The organism is Micromonospora sp. NPDC047527, from assembly GCF_040643015.1.
Classification (GTDB): domain Bacteria; phylum Actinomycetota; class Actinomycetes; order Mycobacteriales; family Micromonosporaceae; genus Micromonospora.
On the sequence record NZ_JBEYTK010000011.1, the window covers coordinates 19,782 to 40,459 of the forward strand.

General features: G+C 73.9%; 20 protein-coding genes and 1 pseudogene. 10 read left to right on the forward strand and 11 right to left on the reverse strand.

What is annotated here, in order from left to right; translation table 11 throughout:
- Window positions 1-86 precede the first annotated feature (86 nt).
- Together ABZ808_RS28745 and ABZ808_RS28750 are read left to right on the forward strand one after the other, a co-directional pair.
- Entirely contained in the window at window positions 87-1,238 is a 1,152-nt protein-coding gene (locus ABZ808_RS28745) for an XdhC family protein (RefSeq protein ID WP_357012449.1), read from the forward strand.
- A 96-nt stretch (window positions 1,239-1,334) separates the two neighbouring features.
- On the forward strand, window positions 1,335-2,270 hold the full coding sequence (locus tag ABZ808_RS28750) for a PfkB family carbohydrate kinase (protein ID WP_357012451.1): 936 nt from the start codon (window positions 1,335-1,337) through the stop codon (window positions 2,268-2,270).
- Between the two features lie 108 nt (window positions 2,271-2,378).
- Here ABZ808_RS28750 and ABZ808_RS28755 read toward each other — a convergent pair whose 3' ends face one another.
- Both ABZ808_RS28755 and ABZ808_RS28760 read right to left on the reverse strand, forming a co-directional pair.
- Entirely contained in the window at window positions 2,379-3,209 is an 831-nt protein-coding gene (locus tag ABZ808_RS28755) for an MBL fold metallo-hydrolase (RefSeq protein ID WP_357012452.1), read from the reverse strand.
- On the reverse strand, window positions 3,206-3,610 hold the full coding sequence (locus tag ABZ808_RS28760) for a hotdog domain-containing protein (protein WP_357012454.1): 405 nt from the start codon (window positions 3,608-3,610) through the stop codon (window positions 3,206-3,208). The genes ABZ808_RS28755 and ABZ808_RS28760 overlap by 4 nt, the downstream gene beginning before the upstream one ends.
- Before the next feature lie 138 nt (window positions 3,611-3,748).
- Here ABZ808_RS28760 and ABZ808_RS28765 point away from each other — a divergent pair, with 138 nt between their 5' ends.
- Window positions 3,749-4,813 (forward strand): phosphatase PAP2 family protein, encoded by a 1,065-nt coding sequence (locus tag ABZ808_RS28765; protein WP_357012455.1) that lies wholly within the window; start codon window positions 3,749-3,751, stop codon window positions 4,811-4,813.
- Window positions 4,814-5,034: 221 nt separating this feature from the next.
- On the opposite strand, the gene ABZ808_RS28770 is transcribed toward ABZ808_RS28765, so the two are convergent.
- From ABZ808_RS28770 to ABZ808_RS28780, 3 genes are all read right to left on the reverse strand, one after another.
- The gene (locus ABZ808_RS28770; RefSeq protein ID WP_357012584.1) at window positions 5,035-6,363 is read right to left on the reverse strand and encodes a PH domain-containing protein; all 1,329 of its coding nucleotides are present in this window, start codon (window positions 6,361-6,363) and stop codon (window positions 5,035-5,037) included.
- Window positions 6,364-6,757: 394 nt separating this feature from the next.
- On the reverse strand, window positions 6,758-7,297 hold the full coding sequence (locus tag ABZ808_RS28775; RefSeq protein ID WP_357012585.1) for a PH domain-containing protein: 540 nt from the start codon (window positions 7,295-7,297) through the stop codon (window positions 6,758-6,760).
- A 376-nt stretch (window positions 7,298-7,673) separates the two neighbouring features.
- On the reverse strand, window positions 7,674-7,907 hold the full coding sequence (locus ABZ808_RS28780; protein WP_357012456.1) for a hypothetical protein: 234 nt from the start codon (window positions 7,905-7,907) through the stop codon (window positions 7,674-7,676).
- Window positions 7,908-8,147: 240 nt separating this feature from the next.
- Here ABZ808_RS28780 and ABZ808_RS28785 point away from each other — a divergent pair, with 240 nt between their 5' ends.
- The 3 genes from ABZ808_RS28785 to ABZ808_RS28795 are packed head-to-tail and all read left to right on the forward strand — an operon-like array spanning window position 8,148 to window position 11,190.
- Window positions 8,148-9,263, forward strand: coding sequence for a MoxR family ATPase (locus ABZ808_RS28785; RefSeq protein ID WP_357012457.1), 1,116 nt, complete (start codon window positions 8,148-8,150; stop codon window positions 9,261-9,263).
- A complete protein-coding gene (locus tag ABZ808_RS28790) occupies window positions 9,242-10,243 on the forward strand; it encodes a DUF58 domain-containing protein (RefSeq protein ID WP_357012587.1) in 1,002 nt (333 codons plus the stop codon). Before ABZ808_RS28785 ends, ABZ808_RS28790 begins: the two co-directional genes overlap by 22 nt.
- Window positions 10,240-11,190 carry a VWA domain-containing protein gene (locus ABZ808_RS28795; RefSeq protein ID WP_357012458.1) on the forward strand — a complete coding sequence of 317 codons (951 nt, stop codon included), beginning with the start codon at window positions 10,240-10,242 and terminating at the stop codon, window positions 11,188-11,190. The genes ABZ808_RS28790 and ABZ808_RS28795 overlap by 4 nt, the downstream gene beginning before the upstream one ends.
- 340 nt (window positions 11,191-11,530) lie before the next feature.
- Here ABZ808_RS28795 and ABZ808_RS28800 read toward each other — a convergent pair whose 3' ends face one another.
- The 4 genes from ABZ808_RS28800 to ABZ808_RS28815 form a co-directional block, all read right to left on the reverse strand.
- On the reverse strand, window positions 11,531-12,772 hold the full coding sequence (locus ABZ808_RS28800) for an acyltransferase family protein (protein WP_357012459.1): 1,242 nt from the start codon (window positions 12,770-12,772) through the stop codon (window positions 11,531-11,533).
- Window positions 12,769-13,662, reverse strand: coding sequence for an alpha/beta hydrolase (locus ABZ808_RS28805; protein WP_357012460.1), 894 nt, complete (start codon window positions 13,660-13,662; stop codon window positions 12,769-12,771). The genes ABZ808_RS28800 and ABZ808_RS28805 overlap by 4 nt, the downstream gene beginning before the upstream one ends.
- A 99-nt stretch (window positions 13,663-13,761) precedes the next feature.
- Window positions 13,762-14,424 (reverse strand): response regulator transcription factor, encoded by a 663-nt coding sequence (locus ABZ808_RS28810; protein WP_357012461.1) that lies wholly within the window; start codon window positions 14,422-14,424, stop codon window positions 13,762-13,764.
- Window positions 14,421-15,659, reverse strand: coding sequence for a histidine kinase (locus ABZ808_RS28815; protein WP_357012462.1), 1,239 nt, complete (start codon window positions 15,657-15,659; stop codon window positions 14,421-14,423). Before ABZ808_RS28815 ends, ABZ808_RS28810 begins: the two co-directional genes overlap by 4 nt.
- A gap of 153 nt (window positions 15,660-15,812) precedes the next feature.
- Here ABZ808_RS28815 and fabG point away from each other — a divergent pair, with 153 nt between their 5' ends.
- The 4 genes from fabG (at window position 15,813) to ABZ808_RS28835 (ending at window position 19,264) form a co-directional block, all read left to right on the forward strand.
- Window positions 15,813-16,517, forward strand: coding sequence for a 3-oxoacyl-ACP reductase FabG (gene fabG, locus ABZ808_RS28820; RefSeq protein WP_357012464.1), 705 nt, complete (start codon window positions 15,813-15,815; stop codon window positions 16,515-16,517).
- 27 nt (window positions 16,518-16,544) lie between these two features.
- Entirely contained in the window at window positions 16,545-17,312 is a 768-nt protein-coding gene (gene fabI / locus ABZ808_RS28825) for an enoyl-ACP reductase FabI (RefSeq protein ID WP_357012465.1), read from the forward strand.
- Window positions 17,313-17,410: 98 nt separating this feature from the next.
- The gene (locus ABZ808_RS28830; protein WP_357012467.1) at window positions 17,411-18,439 is read left to right on the forward strand and encodes a ferrochelatase; all 1,029 of its coding nucleotides are present in this window, start codon (window positions 17,411-17,413) and stop codon (window positions 18,437-18,439) included.
- A gap of 45 nt (window positions 18,440-18,484) precedes the next feature.
- A complete protein-coding gene (locus ABZ808_RS28835) occupies window positions 18,485-19,264 on the forward strand; it encodes an HAD-IIA family hydrolase (RefSeq protein ID WP_357012468.1) in 780 nt (259 codons plus the stop codon).
- A 228-nt stretch (window positions 19,265-19,492) separates the two neighbouring features.
- On the opposite strand, the gene ABZ808_RS28840 is transcribed toward ABZ808_RS28835, so the two are convergent.
- Both ABZ808_RS28840 and ABZ808_RS28845 read right to left on the reverse strand, forming a co-directional pair.
- Window positions 19,493-20,287 (reverse strand): hypothetical protein, encoded by a 795-nt coding sequence (locus tag ABZ808_RS28840; RefSeq protein ID WP_357012469.1) that lies wholly within the window; start codon window positions 20,285-20,287, stop codon window positions 19,493-19,495.
- 168 nt (window positions 20,288-20,455) lie between these two features.
- A pseudogene (locus ABZ808_RS28845) lies at window positions 20,456-20,678 on the reverse strand (hypothetical protein); the annotation flags it as partial.

Here is a 20,678-nt window from a genome sequence, read left to right on the forward strand (position 1 = left end):
CGGTCGCTCATGGCGACGGTGGCCGCCCGGTCGGGAGGGCCGGCAGGGTCGACCGGACCGCGACGAGACGAAAGGGGCGGCAGCGCGTGCCCGACGTGTTCGACGAGATGCACCGCCGCTGCCGGGCAGGCGAACAGGTCGCTCTGGCCACCGTCGTGGACACCTGGCGGTCCGCGCCGCAGCCGCCCGGCGCCGCGATGCTGGTGGCCGCCGACGGCACGGTCACCGGCAGCGTCTCCGGTGGCTGCGTCGAGGCGGACCTCTACGAGCGCGCTCGCCACGTGCTCGACACCGGCGTACCCGAGCTGATCCACTACGGCGTCAGCGACGACGACGCGTACGCCATCGGTCTGACCTGCGGCGGGATGCTGGACGTGTACGTGGAACGGATCGACGACGCCGACCTCGCGGCCCTGGACACGGTCGCCGCCGCGCGACAGGCCGGCGACCCGGCGGCGATCGTCACCTGCGTGGCCGTCGACGCCGACGACACCCCGGGTGCGGCGCCGAGCGACCCGGCCCGGCGACTGGGCCGACGGCTGGTGCTGACCGGGCAGCGGGTGACCGGTTCGCTCGGCGACGACCGGCTCGACGACGCGGCCACCGCCGACGCGCTCGGGCTGCTCGCCGCCGGGCACAGTGGCGTGCTCCGCTACGGCCACCAGGGGCAGCGCCGGGGTGCCGGCCTCAGCCTCTTCGTCACCGCGTACGTCACCGCACCCCGGATGATCGTCTTCGGGGCGATCGACTTCGCCGCCGCCGTGGCCCGGATCGGCGCGTTCCTCGGCTACCGGGTGACCGTCTGCGACGCCCGGCCGGTCTTCGCCACCAGTCGACGTTTCCCGGAGGCGCACGAGGTGGTCGTCCAGTGGCCGCACCGCTACCTGCGGACGGAGGTGGACGCCGGCCGGGTCGACCCGCGGACCGTCGTCTGCGTGCTCACCCACGACCCGAAGTTCGACGTGCCGCTGCTCGCGCTGGCGCTGCGCCAACCACTGGCGTACGTGGGCGCGATGGGATCGCGGCGCACCCACGACGAGCGGCACAAGCTGCTGCGCGAGGCGGGACTCGGCCCGGAGCAGCTCGACCGGCTCGCCTCGCCGATCGGGCTGGACCTCGGCGGACGTACACCGGAGGAGACCGCGGTGAGCGTGGCCGCGCAGATCGTCGCGGCCCGCTGGGGCGGTAGCGCCCGCCCGCTGTCCGCGCTCGGCGGACCGATCCACCACCCGGGCTGACCGGTACCGCGCCTTCGCCGCCCATCGGCCCGCGCGCTGCGCCAGCCTGGTGCCGCGCCGACCGTTTCGGCGGCTGACGACCGGGAAGGGACCGGGATGGGGTACGCGGTGGTGCTCGGTGAGGCGCTCGTCGACCTGCTCGACACCGAACGGGACGGGGAGCGGGTCTACCGGCAGGCGATCGGCGGCGGGCCGCTCAACGTCGCCGTCGGCGTGGCCCGGCTCGGCGGCCGGGCGCAGTTCGTCGGCTCGCTCGGCGACGACGTGCTCGCCGGGCGGATCCGCGACTTCCTCACCACCGTCGGCGTCGGGCTGGCCGGCGTGGTCACGGTGCCGGCGCCGACCACGCTCGCGGTGGTCACCTTCGCCGGCCCGGAGCCCGACTTCCGCTTCTACGGGCAGCCGCCCTCCTACGGCCTGCTCGACGCCGACGACCTGGACCTGGCGCTGCTGGAGGGCGCCGACGTGCTCTCCTGCGGCTCGGTGGTGCTGCTGCAACCGGGCACCCTCGCCGCCGCCCGCCGGGCCTGGTCGCTCGCCACCGGGCTGCGGGTCTTCGACCCGAACGTGCGCCCCCGGCTGCTGGACGGCCCGGCCGCGCTGGACGGGCTGCGCGCGGTGGTGGCCGAGTTCGCCGCCGGCGCGCACCTGGTCAAGCTGAGCACCGCCGACGCCGACCTGCTGTACCCCGGCGAGCCGGTCGAGGGCGTCGCCGCGTACCTGCGGGAGCTGGGCGCCGCCACGGTGGTCGTGACGCTGGGCGCGGACGGTGCGGTGCTGGCCGCCGCCGGCGCCGACCCGGTGCGGGTGCCGGCACCCAGGGTCAACGCCGTCGACACCACCGGCGCCGGTGACTCGGTGCTGGCCGCGCTGATCGCCGACCTGCTCGCCGACGGCGAACCAGGCGGCCCGGACGGCTGGGTCGAGCGGGTGGCGTTCGCGCTGCGGGTGGCGGGCCTGGTCTGCGAGTCACCCGGCGGCGCCACCGCCATGCCCACCCGCCAAGCCGTCGAACAACGCTACGCGCCCTAACCCGCCCGCCCCTCCCGCGCCGATCTTGCAGTTTCGGTCGGGGCTTTGCCTCGTCTTGCCGCTTTTGCGGGGGCGGCAAGTGCAAGATCGACGGGGTGGGGTGGGCCCTCAGATCGCGCCGTTCAGCTCGCGGTAGCCGCGGCGGGCTGCGGTGAGGGCGGCGCGGGCGCCGAAGGGCGCCTCGGCGGCCACCCGCTCCGGCGGGGCGCCGCCGGTGTGCGCGGCCCGGATCAGCCAGGCCAGCTTCGCCAGCTCGGCGTGCTGCGCGCGGACGAAGCCGACATCGACCGGCTCGCCGTGACCCGGCACCACCACCGTGCGCGCGGTCGTCAGCCGCAGCAGGTCCGCGACCGCGTCCGGCCATTGCAGGGGGTACGCGTCCTCGAAGGCGGGCGGACCACTCTGCTCCACCAGATCCCCGGCGACCAGCACGTCCACGTCCGGAACGTGCACCACCAGATCGGCGTCGGTGTGCCCCCGCCCCGGATGCCGCAGCAGCACCCGCCGGCCGCCCAGGTCGAGCGCCGTCTCGGTGTGCACGGTGTGCGTCGGGGCGAGCAGCGGCGTGTCGGCCAGCTCGGCGGCGAGCCCCGGATGCTCTACGCGCACCTCGTCGTACGCCTCCCGGCGCAGCCGCTCCGGCTCGTCGCGCAGGGCCTCGGCGGCCCGCTCGTGTGCGTACACCGGGCGGGGTGGGTTGCCGGCCAGGACGGCGTTGCCGAAGCAGTGGTCGTAGTGGTGGTGGGTGTTGACCAGGGTCAGCGGACGGTCGGTGACCGCCCGGACGGCCGTGGCCAGCTCGGTGGCCTGCACGGCCGAGGAGAGGGTGTCCACCAGCAGCGCCTCGTCGTCGCCGATGACCAGCGTCACGTTGATCCGCAGCAGCGGCTCACACAGCACGTGCACCCGATCGGCGACCTCGACGAACCCGCCGCTCACGACGTCCGCCCGGCGCGGTCGACGAAGCGTTGCCGATCCACCATGATCCGGTCCACCCGGCCCCGCGCCACCGTCTGGTCACCGTCGCTGACAGTGACGTCGAACGACAGCCGGCGACCATCGACTGCCACCAGCAGAGCCTGCGCCCGCACCGTCCGGCCCACCACGGTCGGCGCGAGGTGCTCCAGCTCGACCCGGGTGCCCACGGTCGTCGCTCCGGACGGCATCCCGGTCGCTGTGGCCGCGACGGTCGCCGCCTCGGCCAGCGCGAGCACCCGCGGTGTGCCCAGCACCGGTACGTCCCCGGAACCGACCGCCTGGGCGGTGTCCGCGTCGGTGACGGTCAACTCGACCTGGGCGGTCAGACCCGGCGCGAAGGCCGACTCGGGCTGCTCCTGCATGGTCGTCAGCCTAGGTGCTCACCGTGCCCGCCGAGCGCCTGCCCGGGGATCCCGACACCGACCGCCTCCCACCTGGGCACGGCTTCGCCGGGTGGTCGCCGTCGGTCGATGCCACCGCCGTCGTTAACCTTGACCGCGATGGCCGTCGTGACTGACCCCCAGCCCCCCGCCCGGACCGACCCGCCCGCGTCCCCGGACGGGGGCCGTCGGCGCGTTGTCGCCATGACGATATGGGCGGTCGCCTTCGTCACCGCCTGGCTGGCTATCGGGCTGCCCACCGACCCGACGTACGCCTTCGTGTGGATCTGGGCCGGAACCATCGCCTGGAACAGCGACCGACCGTGGCGCAGCCACCTGCGCTTCGCCCGGGACTGGGTGCCGGTGGTGCTGCTGCTGGCCGCGTACAACCTCTCGCGCGGGTTCGCCGACAACGGCGCCACCCCGCACGCCATGGAGCTGATCGTCGCCGACCAGTTCATGTTCGGCTGGGCCACCGGCGGTGAGGTGCCCACCGTCTGGTTGCAGGAGCACTTCTACCGTCCGCAGGTGCAGTGGTGGGACATCGCGGCGAGCTGGGTGTACTTCTCGCACTTCGTGGTGGCGCTGGCCGCCGCCACGGTGCTCTGGCTGCGCGACAGGCGTCGCTGGATCGCGTACATGCGGCGCTGGGGGTTCCTCTGCGCCGCCGGCTTGGCGACCTACTTCATCTATCCGGCCGCCCCGCCCTGGTGGGCCGCGCAGAACGGGCTGCTCACCGAGGTCGCCCGGATCTCGACCCGGGGCTGGAAGGCGTTCGGCATGCACGGCGCCGGCAACGTGCTCAACGCCGGCCAGATCGCCTCGAACCCGGTGGCCGCGATGCCGTCGCTGCACACCGCGTGGGCGCTGTTCGTGGTGGTGTTCTTCCTGGCCACCACCCGGCGCCGCTGGTGGCCGCTGCTGTTCGCGTACCCGCTGGCGATGACCCTCACCCTGGTCTACTCGGGTGAGCACTATGTGATCGATGTGCTGGTGGGCTGGGCGTACGTCGGGCTGACCTTCCTGGTGGTCGGCCTGGCCGAGCGCGGGTGGGCGGCGTGGCGGGCCCGCCACCCGAAGGCCGAGGCCAAACCAACCGCCAGCGAACCACCAGGGCCGCAAACCGACCCCGACAGCATCACGAATCCGCCAGCCCCAGCACCAGCGGTACCCGCCGACCGCTAACCCCGCCCCCCGCCCCGCCCCACCCCCGCAGTCCCCCCGCGGTGATCATGAGGTTATTGCCCTCCGCGTCGGCGTGTCGGCACGCTAACTTCATGATCACCGGGCGGGCGGGCGGGCGGGCCGGGGCGGGCCGGGGCGGGCCGGGGCGGGCCGGGGCGGGCCGGGGCGGGCCGGGGCGGGCCGGGGCGGGCCGGGGCGGGCCGGGGCGGGCCGGGGTGGGGTTAGGTTGGGCGACGGGCTGCTTGTGCTCGGGTGGTCAACTCTGCTGCCAGGGCCCAGGCTTCCGTTAGGTCCCGGTCCTCGGCGGCTGCACCCGAGCCGCCCGCCGTGTCGGCGTGCACGGTCGCCAGCCGCAGCCAGCGCTGCACCGGCCCCTGCACGACCCGCACGCTCTGGATCCGGGCGTACGGCACGATCGCCATCTCCCGGGTGAGCAGCCCGGATCGGGTGGCGAAGACCCGATCGAAGAGGCCCGCGCCGAGCGCACCACGGCCCAGTGGGTGCAGCCAGCGTGCCCGGGACGGCGGGCGGCTCAGCGCCAGCGCGTCGAGGCGTACACCCGGAAGCACCTCGGCGACGATCATCGTCGCGGTCGGCAGGTCACCGACCGGCAGCAGCCGGTCCGGCCGGTTGCGGTCGGCGGTCTCGGCGATGGAGTACCCGGCCACCTCCAGGCGCAGCCGCAGCCAGCCCTTGACCCGCCAGAGCAGCGGCCAGGTGGCCCGCACGGTCTGCACGCGGTCCAGTGGCACGGTCTGCGCCCGGGTCTCCAGCAGACCGTTGTGCACCCGTAGCGTGTCGCCGTCGCGGGCCAGCCGGAAGTTCCAGTCGTCGAGGACCCGGCGGATCGGTTGCAGCAGCACACCGGCCATCGCGGTCAGCGTGCTCGCCACGGCGATGAACGACCACGACTCGGCGGTGGCGAACTGCACCACGACGAACGCCAGGCCGAACGGAAGCAGGAACGCCTGCGGGGTGAGCAGTTGGCTGACCAGCAGGTTGTTGTTGCGTACCGCGTGCAGTGGTCGACCCGGCGCCGCCGCCGGCGGTGCCGCCCCCGGGACCGCCGAGGGTGCCGTGACACCCGCCGCGGGCGGCGCCGCCCGCCCGGCCAGCGCCAGCAGCCGCTCCCGTAGCCGGGCCGCGTCGGCCACCCCGAGGTACGCCAGCGGGGCCTCGGTCTTGCCCCCGCCGACCACCTCCAGGCGGAGCTCGGCCAGGCCGGTGAGCTGGGCGAGCAGCGGCCGGACGACCTCCACGGCCTGCAACCGTTCCAGCGGAATCGCACGGGTACGCCGCCAGAGCAGCCCCTCGTACACGCGCAGTTCGCGGCCCACCACGTGGTAGCCGGTGTTGTACCAGCTGACCACCGACAGCACGGTCGCACCGAGCGCCAGGACCACCACCATGGCGGCGAACCAGCCGAAGCCGACCCGGGACAGCGTGGACCAGGACAGCCCGGCGATCACCACGACTAGCGACTTGGCGCCGTGCAGCAGCGGGCTGAGCGGGTGCAGCCGCTGGCGCGGCTCGCCGTCACCCGGCGGCATCGGCCAGGGGTACACCGAGCCAGGCGGCACCGCGCCGTAAGGCATCGAGCCCGGTGGCACCGCGCCGTAAGGCATCGAGCCCGGTGGCACCGAGCCGTAGGGCATCGCGCCCGGTGGCACCGAGCCGTAGGGCATCGCGCCCGGTGGCACCGAGCCCGGGGGCACCGCGCCCGGCGGCATCGCGCCGTATGGGACCGACCCCGGGGGCATCGGGCCCGGTGGTGCCGCGCCGTACGGCGCGGCGGTGTAGGGAGGCGCGTAGGGCGGCCCGGCGGCGTAGGGCGGAGGGCCCGGCGGAGGGCCGGCGGGAGGCGCTCCGCCGGATGGTTGGGTGTCCGGCTCGTCGCTCATCGGGCCGGCCCTCGGTGTCGCCGACGGGTGGCCCCTCGGGCGTTCACAGCCCCTCCGCCCGGTCCTCGCCGAGCGCGGTGAGTCGGTCGCGCAGCCGGGACGCCTCCGCCGGGCGCAGCCCCGGCACCCGGGCGTCGCTCGCGGCGGCTGCCGTGTGCAACTGCACGGTGGCCAGATCGAAGGCGCGTTCCAGCGGGCCGGCGCTCACGTCGACGAACTGCATCCGGGAGTACGGGACGATGGACAGCCGCCGGACCAGCAGCCCATGCCGGACCAGCAGGTCGTCGTCGCGCTCCGCGTACCCCCAGGCCCGCACCGCGCGGACGATGGCCGTGGCCCGCCATGCGCCGAGCAGCAGCACGACGGCGAAGGCGAGCCCGAACAGCCAGTGACCGCTCAGCGCCCAGCCGATCGCCGTCACCGCCAGCCCGATGGCCACCACGATCGCCAGCCGGATCAGCTCCACCCAGATCAGGTCGGTGGAGATCGACTGCCAGTGGACGGTGTCCGGCCACGGCTCCAACGGCCCTCGACTCCCGGACCCTCCCGGGGTCTGGAGACCGGGCGTACCGGAGTTGGGCAGCGCGCCGGCGCCCGGCGGCGGCAGGAGGCCGGGGGACGGCAGGTCGGGCGGACGCGAGCCGACGGCGTACCCGCCGGAGGGCGGCAGCGCGTTCGGCGGCAGCGGGGCCGGCGAGGACGCGTATGGCGGGGCGGGCTCGGGGCCGAGCGTGCCCGGCGCCGGGAACGCGCCAGGCGGCGGCGGGACACCGGGCGGCGCTGTGGCCGGGGTGGGTGGCCAGGACGGGGAGGTGGGGCCGGGGGAGGCCGAGGGGTCGACGCGGTCCTCCGCGCTCATCGACGGGAACCGTTCCACGCGGCCTGCGCTGTCTCACGTCGCTCGTCAACGGCGCGCGACGCCACGCTGCTGTGCCTCATCGTTCGCTCGCTGCGCTGGATCACATGTCGAGGGTAGGTGATGCGGGCACCGGAGTGACGGCACGCAGGAAGCCGCGGGCGTCCAGGAAGTCACCGAGACTGCCCCGGTGCTCGGCACAGGCCAGCCAGGTCTTGCGCCGATCGGCGTCGTGCAGGCGCGGATTGTTCCACTCCAGGGCCCAGACGGCGGAGGCGCGGCAGCCTCGGGCCGAGCAGACCAGGGCCTCATCTGCGGGGGAGGGGATGATGCTCATCACGGCCAGTCTAGGGCGGCCGGACGGAAGTTAGAGCGCCGGGCGGCCACGGGGGGAGCCGCCCGGCGACGGGATGAATGGTACACACCACGGGCCGGTTGGTGTCCACCCGTGACGGGCGATTCGGTTGCCGGGGACGGCGCGGCGAAAATCGGCTTCTCCCCACCTCCACACTCAGCCGGGCGTGCGAGTCTTGATACCGCACCAGCCGCGACGACCGACAAACGCTGTGGAGGACCGGTGGCCCAGCCGACCACGCCCGATGCCCCGACGCCGAACGGGGTGGCACCGGACACACCCGCAGCGGTGACCACGCCGGTGACCACGCCCGCGCAGGACGCCACCCTGTTGGAGAGGGCGCTGTTCGAGATCAAACGGGTGATCGTCGGGCAGGACCGGATGGTGGAGCGGATGTTCGTCGCGCTGCTCGCCCGGGGTCACTGCCTGCTCGAAGGCGTACCCGGTGTGGCAAAGACCCTGGCCGTGGAGACCCTCGCCAAGGTCGTCGGCGGGTCCTTCGCCCGGGTGCAGTTCACCCCGGACCTGGTGCCGGCCGACATCATGGGCACCCGGATCTACCGGCAGTCGAGCGAGAAGTTCGACGTCGAGCTGGGCCCGGTCTTCGTCAACTTCCTGCTCGCCGACGAGATCAACCGGGCGCCGGCCAAGGTGCAGTCGGCGCTGCTGGAGGTGATGAGCGAGCGGCAGGTGTCCATCGGCGGGGAGAGCCACCGGGTGCCCGACCCGTTCCTCGTGATGGCCACCCAGAACCCGATCGAGCAGGAGGGCGTCTACCCGCTGCCGGAGGCGCAGCGGGACCGGTTCCTCATGAAGATCGTGGTTGGCTACCCGACCGACGCCGAGGAACGCGAGATCGTCTACCGGATGGGCGTCAGCGCGCCGGAGCCGACGGCGGTCTTCGACACACCCGACCTGATCGCCCTGCAACGCAAGGCGGACCAGGTCTTCGTGCACAACGCGCTTGTCGACTACGCGGTCCGGCTGGTGCTGGCCACCCGTACCCCGGCCGAGCACGGCATGCCCGACGTCGCCCAGCTCATCCAGTACGGGGCCAGCCCGCGTGCCTCGCTCGGCCTGGTGCGGGCCACCCGCGCGCTGGCTCTGCTCCGCGGCCGGGACTACGCGCTCCCGCAGGACGTGCAGGACATCGCCCCGGACATCCTGCGGCACCGGCTGGTGCTCAGCTACGACGCGCTCGCCGACGACGTTCCGGCCGACCACATCGTGCACCGGGTGATGTCGACCATTCCGCTCCCGGCGGTCGCACCCCGGCAGCAGGCCACCCCGTCCACCGTTCCGCCGCCGGGTGCCGGCTGGCCCGGGCAGCGGCCGTGACCTCACCCACCCCTCGTCCCGCCCCCCTCGGCGACCGCAGCGAGGCGGTGCTGTCCCGCCTCCAACTGCTCGTCACCCGCAAGCTCGACGGTCTGCTCCAGGGCGACTACGCCGGTCTGCTGCCGGGGCCGGGCAGCGAGGCGGGGGAGTCGCGGGAGTACCGCCCGGGCGACGACGTCCGCCGGATGGACTGGCCGGTCACCGCCCGGACCACGACACCGCACGTGCGGCGTACGGTCGCCGACCGGGAGCTGGAGACCTGGCTGGCGCTGGATCTTTCGGCCAGCCTGGACTTCGGCACCGGGCAGTGGCTCAAGCGCGAGGTCGTGGTGGCCGCCGCAGCCGCCATCGCCCACCTGACCGTGCGAGGTGGCAACCGGATCGGCGCGGTGATCGGCACCGGCGGCGGCGCGTCCGCCCCGGCCCGCCGTTTTCGGGGCGGCCCACCGCCGGCCGGGCCGGGAGTGCTCACCCGGCTGCCGGCCCGCTCCGGCCGCAAGGAGGCGCAGGGCCTGCTGCGCACCGTCGCCAGCACCGCGATCCAGCCCGGCCGGGGCGACCTGGGTGCCCTGGTCGAGATGCTCAACCGGCCGCCCCGACGGCGTGGGGTCGCCGTGGTGGTCTCGGACTTCCTCGCGCCGGCCGAGCAGTGGGCCCGGCCGATGCGCAAGCTGCGGGTCCGGCACGATGTGCTGGCGATCGAGGTGGTGGACCCGCGCGAGCTGGAGTTGCCCGACGTGGGGGTGCTGCCGGTGGTCGATCCGGAGAGCGGTGAGCTGCACGAGGTGCAGACCGCCGACCCGCGCCTGCGGCAGCGCTACGCCGAGGCCGCCGCCGCCCAACGGGCCGCGATCGCAGCCGCCCTGCGCGGCGCGGGCGCTGCCCACCTGCGTCTGCGTACCGACCGAGACTGGCTGCTGGACATGGTGCGTTTCGTTGCCGCGCAGCGGCACGCCCGCACCCGGGGGACGACACGATGATCCGTTTCATGCAACCGTGGTGGCTGCTGGCTGTGCTGCCGGTGGTCGCCCTCGCCGCGTTCTACGTCTGGCGGCAGCTACACCGCCGGGCGTACGCGATGCGGTTCACCAACGTGGATCTGTTGCGTACCGTGGCACCGAAGGGGCTCGGCTGGCGTCGGCACGTCCCGGCGACGGCGTTCCTGCTCTGCCTGCTGGTGCTCGCCACCGCGCTGGCCCGCCCGGCGGTGGACAGGAAGGAGCCGCTGGAGCGGGCGACCGTGATGCTCGCCATCGACGTGTCGCTGTCGATGCAGGCCGACGACGTGGCGCCGAACCGGTTGGAGGCCGCGCAGGAGGCGGCCAAGCAGTTCGTCAACGAGTTGCCGGAGAGCTACAACCTGGGTCTGGTGTCGTTCGCCAAGGCGGCCAACGTGCTGGTGCCGCCGGGCAAGGACCGGGACGCGGTGACCAGCGCGATCGACGGGCTGGTGCTGGCCGAGGCGACCGCCACCGGTGAGGCGGTGTTCACCTGCCTGGAGGCGATCCGGTCGGTGCCGGCAGATGGCGCGGCGGGCATCCCACCGGCACGGATCGTGCTGCTCTCCGACGGGTTCCGCACCTCGGGCCGGGCAGTGGAGGAGGCGGCGGCGGCCGCGCAGGCGGCCAACGTGCCGGTGTCCACCATCGCGTTCGGCACCGACACGGGCCAGGTCGACATCGGTGGGCAGTTGCAGCGGGTGCCCGTGGACCGGTTGGCGCTGGCCGAGCTTGCCGAGACCACCGAGGGCTACTTCTACGAGGCGGCCTCGGTGAGCGAGTTGAAGCAGGTCTACCAGGACATGGGCAGTTCGATCGGCTTCCGGACCGAGCCGCGCGAGGTGACCCAGTGGTACGCGGGGATCGCGCTGTTGCTGGCGCTCTGCGCCGGTGCGCTCAGCCTGCTCTGGTCGTCGCGGATGCTCTGAGCCGGTGGGCCGGCGGTCACCGCCGCCGGCCAGCACGGCTCAGCGGCTGGCCGGCCGGCTCAGTGGCCGCCGCCAGCCAGAACGAAGACGATGGCCACCCAGACGGCGGCGAGGGTGAAGCCCAGCGGGGCGACGTAGCGGCTCATGGACGGCTCCGGGTGGCGGCTGGACGGTCCGCAGGCGGGGGCGGACCGCAGGGGGCGGGGACGCGCACACGAAGTCGTGACCGGGCGGCTCCCGGCAACCGTCCGGTCGTCGGACGGCGCGGCACACGCACCCCGGCGTCGGCCGAGGCGGTGGGGGAGCGAAGCGGGGTCAGCTCACCAGACTGAGTCGTGGCTCAGCGGGGCTGACCATCGGCCCGGCCACGACTGGGAGGATCGCTATCTCGCACAGCGATCACCTCCTGCAAGTCGGGCGGGCCGGAACGTCGATGATCGTACACCTGGGGTGTCGACGGGACGCACTCGGCCGACCGGCCGGTGACGCCTCCACCGCCCGGCTGGCACCGCCTCCCCGGGTGACCCGGCTGGCCCGCCCGCACGACCGTGACCAGCACGGCGGCGAGCAACGGCAGCCAGCAACAGCGGGCCAGCACCCAGCCCAGGCCGTCCGGCGCGGTGTGCAGCCCCGGCAGGGTCAGCCCGACGCGAGCGGTGAGCGCGGTCACCGACACCAGCACCGGTTGATGCCACAGGTAGATCCGGACCGCGGAACGGTTCGCCCCGGTCACCGCCCGGTGTGGCAGCGACCGGGTCAGCAACCGTTCCAGCGCCGGCCGCGCGAGCAACGCCAGCCCGACCTGGGTGACCGCCAGGGCCACCGCCAGCAGCGAGGGCGGATTCAGGTTGGACACCCCCGCTCCCGGCACCCCCACGGCACTGACCGGGTAGCCCAGCGCCAGCAGCGCCGCAAGCGTGGCGGCCCCACCACCGGCCAGCGCTCCGGCCGCCCGCCGACCGGTCAGCAGCCCGTCGGCGTGCGCCACGCCGAGCACATACGGCACCGTCCAGGCCGCCACCACGGTGACCGGTGGCAGGTCGGTGCCGGCCGGCAGCAGACGTACGGCCAGGTCTGCCAGCGCGACCACGGCCACCGCCGGTACGACGCAGCGCCCCAACCCCCACCGGCGTACGGCGACGCGCAGCGGGCCGGTCGACGCGACCAGGAGGAGCAGCGGCACCAGGAACCACAGCGGGCTGACCGCCAGCCGTAGCGCGACGGTGAGCGTGTCGTCCGGGGTGCCGACGACGGTGGCGGCGAGCAGCACCGCGGCACCCACCCCCAGCAGCGCCACCGCGGGAAGGAGCAGTTGGCGCAGCCGACGGGCCAGCCAACCGCCCGCACCGCCCGGGTGGCGGGCCAGTGACCGGGCCGAGCCGAACCCGGCGGCGAAGAAGAACAACCCGAGCGTCTGCAACACCCAGGTCAACGGGGCCAGGCCGGGCAGCGCGGTCAGCGGGCTGGCCTGGTGCAGTCCGCCGTCGTCGGCCAGCACCAGCCCGGTGACCAGCCAGTGCCCCACCACCACCCCGCCGATCGCGTACGCCCGCAGCGCGTCGACGAAACGGTCCCGGCTCACCGGGCGTCTCCGAGTCGCTCGGCACCCAGGACGACCGCCGCGACCGCGACCAGGGTGGCGCTGCCCGGCGTGAGGTAGCCGTCGTGCCCGGCCACCCCGCCCACCGGCAGCGCCCGGGCGCCGAACGCCGGGTCGCCGGGGCGACGGCCGAAGCCGAGGCCGGGCAACCGCACCGGCGGCACCCGACGGATCCAGTCGGTGGGCGCCTCGGCCGCCCAGAACCGCCGCCCCCGCAGATCGGTGGCGCGTTGCACCCCGGCGCCGACGCCGCCGAGGGTGACCACGTCGCTGAGTTGGGCCGGGGCCTCCCTGGCCGCCAGCGACACCACCAGCGCCCCGTAGCTGTGCCCGACCAACGTGATGGTCGCCGCCGGGCTGCGCGCGGCCAGTTCCCGCAGCAGCCCGACCAGCCCGGCCGCGCCGCGTCGGGCACTGACCCCACCGGCGGCGCTCAGCACCCCGTCGGGCGGGTCGTAGCCGAGCCAGGCCAGCACCGCGACCCGCGCCGCCGGGTCGGCCACCCGCAGCTCCCGATAGAGCTGCCCGGCCTGCACCGCTGGCGCTCGGTGGGCCACCCCGCCCAGCCCTCGGTCGAAGTCCGCGAGGGTACTGCCCACACCGGGCACCAGCACCGCGATCCGGTCCGCCACGGCCAGGTCGCCGAGCACCTCGACCGCGCGGCCGTCGCCGCGCGGGTCGAACAGGAGAAACCGACGCCCGTCGGCCACCCAGTCCGCGTACGGGGGGCCGGCCGCGCGCATCGCCGCCGCCGTGACCGGGTACGCCTCGACGAACCCCGCCGCCGCGACCGGCTCGGGTCGGGTCGGCAGGACCAGGTTCACGCCGAGTAGCGCGGCCAGCGCCACACGGCTGGCACCTCGTCGTCGCATCACGTTCTCCCTCCGGAATGTCGTCCAGAGGCAGGGTGCGCGGGTGGGTGGTGCTCGGTCGTCGTGCCGGAGAGCCGTTCGAGGGCTGGCTCCGTGGGGCTACTCGCCGGCGGCGACCAGACCCGTCTCGTACGCCAGCACGACGGCCTGGGCCCGATCCCGCAGCCCCAGCTTCGCCAGGATCCGCCCGATGTGCGTCTTCACGGTCTGCTCGGCCACGACCAGATCACCCGCGATCTCGGCGTTGTTGCGACCTCGGGCGATCAGCCGCAGCACCTCGGTCTCCCGCGGAGTGAGCCCGGCCAGGTCGGTGGGGCGGGGTCGGCGGCGGTCCGGGCGGGCCGCGAACTCGGCGATCAGCCGCCGGGTCACCGCGGGGGCGAGTAGTGCGTCCCCGGCCGCCACCACCCGCACCGCGTGCACCAGGTCGGCCGCCGGGGCGTCCTTGAGCAGGAACCCGCTGGCCCCGGCACGCAGCGCCTCGTACACGTAGTCGTCCAGGTCGAAGGTGGTGAGGATGAGCACCCGGGGTCGCTGCGCGGATCGGTCGCCGAGCAGCTTGCGGGTGGCGGCCAGCCCGTCCAGCACCGGCATCCGTACGTCCATCAGCACCACGTCCGGGTCGAGCCGGCGGGTGGCGGCGACCGCCTGCGCGCCGTCGGCGGCGTCACCCACCACCAGGAGGTCCGGTTGGGCGGCGAGCAGCGCGCCGAAGCCCTGCCGGACCATCGCCTGGTCGTCGGCGATCAACACCTTGATCATTGGTCCCCGCCCTCCGTGTCGTACGGCAGGTGCGCCGCCACCGCGTAACCCCCGTCGGGCAGCGGCCCGGCGGTGAACGTACCGCCCAGCGAGGTGGCCCGCTCCCGCATGCCGGTCAGCCCGTGCCCGGCGCCCACCTCGGCGACCGGTTGGACGCCCACGTCGACAGGCGGCGCGTTCTGCACGCGTACCGCCAGGGTGGATCGACCGGCGCGGACCGTGACCCGCACCGCGGCGCCGGACGCGTGCCGGGCCGCGTTGGCCAGCCCCTCCTGCACGATCCGGTACGCGGCCAGCCCGACCGGCGCGGGCACCCGCCCGTCGTCGGCCAACTCGGCGTCCAGGGTCACCGGTAGTCCGGCTCGGCGGGCCGCGTCCACCATCGTGCCCAGGTCGACCAGGTCCGGCTGCGGCGCGGTCTGCGGGCCGCTCGACTCGCTGCGCAGCACCCCCAGCAGGCGCCGCATGTCGGTCAGCGCGTCGCGGGCCGAGGCGGCGATGGCGACGAACTCCGCGGCGGCCGGCGCCGGGACGTCGGTCAGCCGGTACGGCGCGGTCTCCGCCTGCACCGCGATCAACGACATGTGATGCGCCACGACGTCGTGCAGCTCGCGGGCGATCCGGGTGCGTTCCTCCAGCACCGCGCGGCGCTCCTGCGCCCGCTCGCTCAGCTCGGTCTGCGCGGCCAACTCCCGCCGGGACAGCCGGTTGCGCCTGATCAGGTCACCGACGATCGCCAGCGCGCCGAGCAGCGCCAGCACGGCCGCCCGGTTCTCGGCGCGGACCAGGGTGAGCACCGGAACCATCGTGAACGCGACCACCCAGACCAGCACCGGCCGGTCGACCCGCGCGAGCACCACCGCGACCACCGCGATCGACCCGAGCGCCAGCGGTGCCGTCCACGGACCGGGCTGTCCGGCCGGCGCATTGAACGTGCACACCAGCAGGGCCAGCACCGTCAACCGCCAGGCCAGCAGCGGTCGCCGGGGCAGCGCGAGCAGCGGCGCCACGGTCATCGCCGCGAACAGCACCGCGATCGGCGTCGGCAGGCCCCACTCGCTCTCCACGGCGAGAGTGATCCAGAAGAGGCCGAGCGCGGCGAGCAGCCCGGCCGGGGCGGCGTAACGGGCCAGCCGGGGCCAACGGGCCAGCAACGGCCGGCCGGGCGGGGCGTCCGGACCGAGCAAGGTCTGCCGCAGGGCCCGCAGGGCCGAGGCGATCGGTTGCCGGTTCACCACCGGGAGGCTACGGGCCAACCTCCCGCGAGGCGTGCCACCAGGGGTTGATCCCCGCGTCGTACCCCGGTGTGACGTGGTCCCCGTTAGCGCTTACCTGCCGGTAACGCCTAGGCTCGCCTGCGACTGAGATCAGCTGAGCAAGGGGGAACAGTGGCCCGTACCGTGCTGGTGACCGGGGGCAACCGGGGGATCGGCCTGGCCATCGCGCAGGCCTTCGCCAAGCAGGGCGACCGGGTGGCGATCACCCACCGCAGCGGCGAGGCTCCGGAAGGGCTGTTCGGCGTACGGGCCGACGTGACCGACGCGGCCTCGATCGACGCCGCGTTCACCGCCGTCGAGGCCGAGCTGGGGCCGGTCGAGGTGCTGGTCGCCAACGCTGGCGTCACCGCCGACACGCTGCTGCTGCGCATGACCGAGGAGCAGTTCACCAGCGTCGTGGACACCAACCTCACCGGTGCGTTCCGGGTCGCCAAGCGGGCCTCCGGCAAGATGCTCCGCGCCAAGTGGGGCCGCATGATCTTCGTCTCCTCGGTGGTCGGCCTCTCCGGTGGCGCCGGTCAGGTCAACTACGCCGCCAGCAAGGCCGGCCTGGTCGGCGTGGCCCGCTCCATCACCCGCGAGCTGGGCAGCCGCAACATCACCGCCAACGTTGTCGCGCCCGGCTTCATCGACACGGACATGACCGCCGGCCTGTCCGAGGACCGCAAGGCGGAGATCCGCAAGTCGATCCCGGCCGGCCGGATGGCCAGCCCCGACGAGGTCGCTGCGGTCGTCACCTGGCTGGCCTCCGACAGCGCCGGGTACGTCTCCGGCGCCGTGATCCCGGTCGACGGCGGCCTCGGCATGGGCCACTGACCCTTTTGACTACGGAGGAAATCTGCGATGTCCGGACTGCTCGCCGGTAAGCGGCTGCTCGTCAGTGGCGTCATCACCGACGCTTCGATCGCCTTCTCGGTAGCGAAGCTCGCCCAGGAGAACGGCGCACAGGTCGTGCTGACCGGCTTCGGTCGGCTCTCCCTGGTCGAGCGGATCGCCAAGCGGCTGCCCGAGCCGGCGCCGGTGATCGAGGTGGACGTGACAAACACCGAGCACCTGGCCAGCCTCGCCGACCGGGTCCGCGAGCACGTCGACGGCCTCGACGGTGTCGTGCACTCGATCGGCTTCGCCCCGCAGAGCTGCCTGGGCGGCGGCTTCCTCGACGCACCCTGGGAGGACGTGGCGACCGCCCTGCACGTCTCCACCTTCTCGTACAAGTCGCTGGCCATGGCGGCGCTGCCGCTGATGTCGCCCGGCGGTGCGGTGGTCGGCCTCACCTTCGACGCGACGAAGGCGTGGCCGGTCTACGACTGGATGGGCGTGGCCAAGGCCGGCCTGGAGTCCGCGTCCCGCTACCTGGCGCTGCACCTGGGCAAGCAGGGCATCCGCAGCAACCTGGTCGCCGCCGGGCCGCTGCGCACCATCGCCGCGAAGTCGATCCCCGGCTTCGACCAGTTCGAGGACGCGTGGGCCGAGCGGGCGCCGCTGGGCTGGAGCCTCACCGACCAGGAGCCCGCTGCGAAGGCCTGCCTGGCGCTGCTCTCCGACTGGTTCCCCGCCACCACCGGCGAGATCGTCCACGTCGACGGCGGTTACCACGCCATCGGTTCCTGACGTCCCCGGCGACGCCCCCGGTCCCGTCCATGTGATCCACGTGGGCCGGACCAGGGGGCGTCGCCGGGTCGTCCCGGCCGACCGGCAAGAATGACCCCATGTCGTACGACGCGGTGGTGCTGGTGTCCTTCGGCGGGCCGGAACGGCCCGAGGACGTGATGCCCTTCCTGCAGAACGTGACCCGCGGCCGGGGCGTGCCGCCCGAGCGGCTGGCCGAGGTCGTCGAGCACTACCAGCACTTCGGTGGGGTGTCCCCGATCAACCAGCAGTGCCGTGACCTGCTGGCCGCCATCCGCGCCGACTTCGCCGCGCACGGCCTCGACCTGCCCGTCTACTGGGGCAACCGCAACTGGGACCCGATGCTCGCCGACACCGTGACCCAGATGCGCGACGACGGGGTGACCCGCGCGCTGGCCTTCGTCACCAGCGCGTACGGCGGCTACTCGTCCTGCCGGCAGTACCAGGAGGACATCGCCGCCGCCCGAGCAGCCGTCGGTCCGGACGCGCCGGTCATCGAGAAGCTGCGCCAGTTCTGGGACCACCCCGGTTTCATCGAGCCCCACGTCGACGCCGTCCGGGCCGCGCTGACCCAACTCGACCCAGCCCGGCGGGACACCACCCGGCTGGTGTTCACCGCCCACTCCGTACCCACGTCGATGGCGGCCAGCGCCGGCCCGCACGGCGGCCGGTACGAGGCGCAACTGCACGAGGCCGCCCGGCTGGTGGCGTCGGCCGCCGCCCCCGACCTGGAGTACGACCTGGTCTGGCAGAGCCGCTCCGGCCCGCCGCAGGTGCCGTGGCTGGAGCCGGACATCAACGACTACCTCGCCGCCCTCGCGCAGGGTGGCACCACCAGCGTGGTGGTCAGCCCGATCGGCTTTGTCTCCGACCACCTGGAGGTGGTGTGGGACCTGGACACCGAGGCGCTGGAGACGGCCAAGCAGCTCGGCCTGGACTTCGTCCGGGCCGGCACCCCGGGCACCGACCCGCGTTTCGTGACCATGGTGCGTGAGCTGGTCACCGAGCGGACCGACCCGGACGGTGCGCAACTGCGTCGCCGCCTGGGTGAGCTACCGATGTGGGACACCTGCCCCACCGTCTGCTGCGTGCCGACCCGTCGCCCCTGACCTCGTCGCCCCTGACCTCGTCGCCCCTGACCTCTGAGGATCATCATGCATGACCGCAAGCCCGTGCAGAGTTGGCTGACCGACATGGACGGCGTGCTGGTGCACGAGGGCCAGCCGGTGCCCGGCGCGCCGGAGTTCGTCAATCGGCTGCGTGCCTCCGGCAAACCCTTCCTGGTGCTGACCAACAACTCGATCTACACCCCGCGTGACCTGACGGCCCGGCTCAGCCGGATGGGTCTGGACGTTCCGGAGGAGGCGATCTGGTCCTCCGCCCTGGCCACCGGGCAGTTCCTCGCCGATCAGCGGCCCGGCGGTACTGCGTACGTGATCGGGGAGGCCGGCCTGACCACGGCGCTGCACGCGGTCGGCTACGTCCTCACCGACTTCGCCCCGGACTACGTGGTGCTCGGCGAGACCCGCACCTACAGCTTCGAGGCGATCACCAAGGCGGTTCGGCTGATCAACGACGGGGCGCGGTTCATCTGCACCAACCCGGACGTGACCGGCCCGTCGGTGGAGGGCGCCCTGCCCGCCGCCGGCTCGGTCGCCGCCATGATCTCCAAGGCGACCGGGGTGGAGCCGTACTTCGTCGGCAAGCCGAACCCGATGATGATGCGCTCGGCGCTGAACACCATCAACGCGCACTCGGAGAGCACCGCGATGATCGGCGACCGGATGGACACCGACATCCTGTGTGGTCTGGAGGCCGGGCTGGAGACCATCCTGGTGCTCACCGGGATCAGCAGCCGCACCGAGGCGGAGCGTTACCCGTACCGCCCGTCCCGGATCATCAACTCGGTCGCCGACCTGCTCGACGAGGTCTGATCAGCCACAGCCGTCGGCCGTGGCTGGTCGCGCGGCGGCGGGTCGGCTGGTGGCTGCCGGCCGGTGCTGATCGCGCTGTAACCAGGATTTAGTGGTAAACCTCCTACTTGGAGGCCACTACATCCTGGATCGAGCACGATCATGCCGGCGGCTGTGCGCGGGCGGTGCCGCAGTCGCGTTGCTCGGGTGCGGTGCCGTGTCGTGCCGTCGTGTTGCTCGGCGGTGTGCTCAGGGGCGCAGTGGGGCGTTGCAGGCGGCGACGAGGGCCTGCCGGCACGCTGCGGTGAGTGGGCGCAGCGCGGCGTCGCGCTGCTGGGCCTCGTAGTTGTTGATCGCGCCGCCGGGAGCGGCGTGCCCTGCCAGCGCGAGCACCCGGTCGAGCACCGCGGCCCGGGCGAAGAGCCGGCGGGCCCGCGGGTCGAAGCCGGGCGGCAGATCGGTGGTGCCATCAGGACGGCGCAGCGCGGCCAGCGCCCCAGCCAATTCGGGCCGCCACTGTGCGACGTCGAGGCGGGTCAGTGCGGCGGTGGTCTCGGCCAGCGCGGCGGCCAGCTCGGCCTCGGCCTCGGCGGCGCCGGGCAGCGCGAGGGACGCGGCTGGCGCGTTGGCAGGCAGCGGGTACACCCGCCACAGCACCGTCTCGAAGCAGTCGCCCGAGCCTGATGTGTGACTGCGAACCTGGGGGATCAACCCCAGCCCACCGGCCACCACCGCCTCGCCCGTCACCAACGCCGCTCCGGCGAAGTCCCCCGGACCGGGCAGACCCCGGGGGTCACCCGGCGCGGGCAGCACCAGGCGGATCTCGTCCGGGGAGAGTTTGGCCAGGGTAGGCAGCGCGGCGCCCAGCGGAACGTCGGTCCAGGTGCCGGGGGCATCCGCGACGAGGTGCTCCTCGTCGCCGGCGATGGCGTCGGCGACCTCGTCGTACGGCACCAGCCCGGCGCGCCACGCGCGCACCCAGGCAACAAACCGGCTCGACCGGCGCGGCGCGAGTGTGGCCGCGCCCGTTGCGGGGGTGGACATGCCGAAAGGGTACGTGGTCACCGGCGGCCCTGTCTCGGCTGCCGCTCCGGCCGCCCTGCCTGCCCCGAACTACCCCCTTCGCCCCACCCCGCCCCCGCCCGCCCTCTCGCGACCCGTCTCACCGCCGCTCACGTCGATCATGGAGTTGTGGTGGCCGATTCCTACCGTTTAGTGGCGCTTCGTGCGGCACCACAACTCCATGATCGACGCGGTGGTGCGGTGGTGCGGTGGTGCGGTGGTGCGGTGGTGCGGTGGTGCGGTGGTGCGGTGGTGCGGTGGTGCGGTGGTGCGGTGGTGCGGTGGTGCGGTGGTGCGGTGGTGCGGTGGTGCGGTGGTGCGGTGGTGCGGTGGTGCGGTGGTGCGGTGGTGCGGTGGTGCGGTGGTGCGGTGG